This is a genomic window from Microcystis sp. M113S1, from assembly GCF_020246945.1.
Classification (GTDB): domain Bacteria; phylum Cyanobacteriota; class Cyanobacteriia; order Cyanobacteriales; family Microcystaceae; genus Microcystis.
In genome coordinates, this window is the sequence record NZ_JADBSA010000076.1 from 1 (window position 1) to 3,227 (window position 3,227).

The 3,227-nt window shown below is 46.2% G+C and carries 2 protein-coding genes; one reads left to right on the forward strand and one right to left on the reverse strand.

The genetic code is table 11. The features are described from left to right. Nucleotides 1-199: 199 nt before the first annotated feature. The gene (locus IM319_RS04365; RefSeq protein ID WP_287734764.1) at nt 200-2,278 is read right to left on the reverse strand and encodes a thioredoxin domain-containing protein; all 2,079 of its coding nucleotides are present in this window, start codon (nt 2,276-2,278) and stop codon (nt 200-202) included. 77 nt (nt 2,279-2,355) lie between these two features. On the opposite strand from IM319_RS04365, the gene IM319_RS04370 reads away from it, so the two are divergent. Continuing rightward, nucleotides 2,356-2,970 (forward strand): chromophore lyase CpcT/CpeT, encoded by a 615-nt coding sequence (locus IM319_RS04370; protein ID WP_287734765.1) that lies wholly within the window; start codon nt 2,356-2,358, stop codon nt 2,968-2,970. Nucleotides 2,971-3,227: the final 257 nt, after the last annotated feature.

A 3,227-nucleotide genomic window follows, 5' to 3' on the forward strand; every position in this document is an offset into this window, starting at 1 on the left:
CTGCGAAGGTTACATGATATCAGCCAGACTTGGAAACTATCTCATCAAATTAGTCCCCCCATAGAACCTCCTTGAGCCATCTTGCACACTTTTCTCTTTTTGTCAAATTTTATGTTAAGAAAGATGTGACTAATGGATAGTCTTTAGAGCGGGGAGTGTCAATCCATCGTTTGATCAAGGGGAACGCACCATCTTTAAGTTAACCGAGCCGTATTGACTCCCCAGCCATCACCCCGGCAATTTGTCGGTGCAACTGTTCTAAATTTTCTGCCGGTTCAAGGCAGCATAACCCTTGACAAATTAACCCAAATGTGCTAAGGGGCAAACTGGCATCGACTCGATACACCGCAGTGGGCAAATAGCGACTTAACAGCGGCTCGATCGAGCTTTCCGGGGCGCGCAGACAGAAACCGTGACAATAGTGATCGAGAGCGACAAATAAACTGGGGCAAGCGGTGGGGGACTCTTCTAGAATGGTACTAAAAGATTGCAAGGCCTTTTCGGCCCGATCGAGATATTCTAGATTTTCCGTCAATCGCGACAGACGCACTAAATTAGCGATCGCAATTCCGTTGGCCGAAGGGGTGGCATTATCCGTATAACCCCGTTCCCGCACGATCAGATCGAGACTATGATCAGAAGCGGTATTAAAATATCCTCCCTCATCCTTGGACCAAAACCAGCGATCGAATTCCCCTTGTAGATCGATAGCAGCCTCTAACCAGCGAGTTTCTTGGGGATTAGCCGTTTGCAAGTCCAGTAAAGCCTTAATAAAATAGGCAAAATCCTCCGATTGGGCTAAAACCGAGGCCTGACCCTGATAATTCAAGCGCTGAAAACGTCCATCTAACCACTGATGCTTGAGAATAAACTCGGCCGCTTGACTAGCCATTTGCCAGTACAAAGGTTCCCCAAAGACGGCAAAGGCCCGGGCCAAACCGGAAATCATCAAACTATTCCAAGCGACGATCATTTTCGTATCCGTTACCGCCGGAATCCGTCCCGGCCAAGAGACGGTTTTCGCCTCTTGATTGTCTCTGGCCGGGGGAAAAAGAGCTAATTGGGACTGAGAACTGCCATAACGCCGAATAAATAACTTATCGAGCATATTTTCTATCTCCGACCATAATTCTCCCCCTTGCCGACGTTGCAGGACATTACGACCCTCAAAATTCCCCTCGGCAGTAACGGTAAAATTAGCTTGCAGCAGTCCTAATTCCTCGATCGAGAGATAATCCCTTAACTCTAAATCCGACCAGACATAAAAGGCTCCTTCCTCCGGTTCTCTATCCGTGGCATTCTGAAAACTATCGGCATCCTGGGCCGCATAAAAATAGCCTTCTGGGGCGGTCATTTCCCGTTTTAGCCAGTTAACCGTGCCTTTAATCCCTCTCTCAAAGGCCGCTTCTCGATAACCCGCACTCCACAAATTGGCTAAATATTCGACAATTTGCCCGTTATCGTAGAGCATTTTTTCAAAATGGGGAACTGTCCACGTCGAATCCACCGTATAACGATGGAATCCTCCCCCTACATGGTCATAGATTCCCCCCAAGGCCAGATCTTCCCCCCGTTGATAGGCCGCTTGCCGGAGGGAATCCTCAAAATCGTCACCAAAGCGACTGCCCTGCAAAGCCAGATTAGAATAGGGAATCATCGGAAAACTGGGCCGACCGTAGTTATTGGGATTAACCTGAATCACTGCCGTATTTCTCTCGATTCCTGTGGCTAAAAGGGAAGGATCGGCTAAATTGGTCTCTGCTCGCGGTAAAATAGCCGATTGACGCAGTGCGCCCAGCATTTCGGCCGTAAATTTGTTTAATTTCTCTTTTTCCTCGTCATAATAACCACGTATCGATTGCAGCACTTGCAGAAAACCTGGCCGGTTAAAGCGCGGTTGCACGGGAAAATAAGTGCCACCATAGAAGGGAATTAAACTATCCGGTGTTAGGAAGACATTCAGAGGCCAACCCCCTTGACCGACCATCATCTGCAATGCTTGCATATAGATACTATCGATGTCCGGTCTTTCCTCGCGATCAACTTTGATCGGCAAAAAATACTGATTGAGATAATCGGCAATGGCCTGATCGGAAAAAGCTTCTCCTTCCATAACCGTACACCAATGACAGCTAGAATAACCGATCGAGAGAAATATCGGTTTATCTTCTCTCCTGGCAATTTCTAGGGCGCTGTCACACCAATACCACCAATCGATCGGGTTTTCGGCGTGTTTTCGCAGGTAAAGACTTTCAGATTCAGCCAGATGATTAGCCATGGGAAAAGGGGATTTTTTGCTCTTGCTGCTTATTAGTTTAAGCTAATTAGAGACTAACCGGAATTAAGCCGCTGCTCATGCTGAAAACTTCGATCGCCCTAGGATTTTTTCTCACTCAATCTTGGCCCCTTAACCCGCAAGTGCAAGGGGTGGCTAATCATTTAATTGGGGTTATGGATACCAGGGAACAAGCGCAGACTAACCCCCGCATTGCTAAGGTGCAGATGACTACCTGTGCGGTGAATTTTTCCCCCAAACAGGATAATATTTATCTCTATCAAGAACAGGCGATTATCGATCAGTTAAATCAACCCTATCGTCAAAGAATTTTAGTCATTCAACCTAGCTCCGATAATTCCACTGTGGAATCAAAAGCTTATAAGTTAAATAATGCCGCTAACTTTATTAATTTTTGTAACAAAGACTTGACAGAAAGAAATTTAAATGTATCAGATTTGGCTGAGTCGGTGTGTACTGTGTTTTTAAAACCGATAGCGGGGGGTTATCGGGGAGAAACTCCCCCCCAGGGTTGTCCCACTAATGCCAGAGGTGCGGTAAAAATAACTAATACAATTATTCTACATTCCCAGGGCATGGATACCAGCGATCGAGGTTATGATAGCCTTGGACGGCAGGTATGGGGAGCGCAGGATAATGTCTATCAATTTCGCTGGCAAAAACCAGAAAATTAGCCGCTAATGGGGATTAGAACTCGATGTGATCGGGATTAAACCCCAAAATTAAATAGGGTTTGCGGCAAAAAGTTTTTCGGTGGTGGTAAGGTGTGGGGTGTGGGGTGTGGGGTGTGGGGTTTTACCGATTTTCAGGTGGTCAACTACCTAATTTTCAGGGAAAAAGTCCCGGAATTTTCCCCCTGATCACTCCCAGTCCGGTACTTTTTGATTGACAAAAAGTCTAAAAGTCTTACCCAACAAGGTTTTTAGATTTA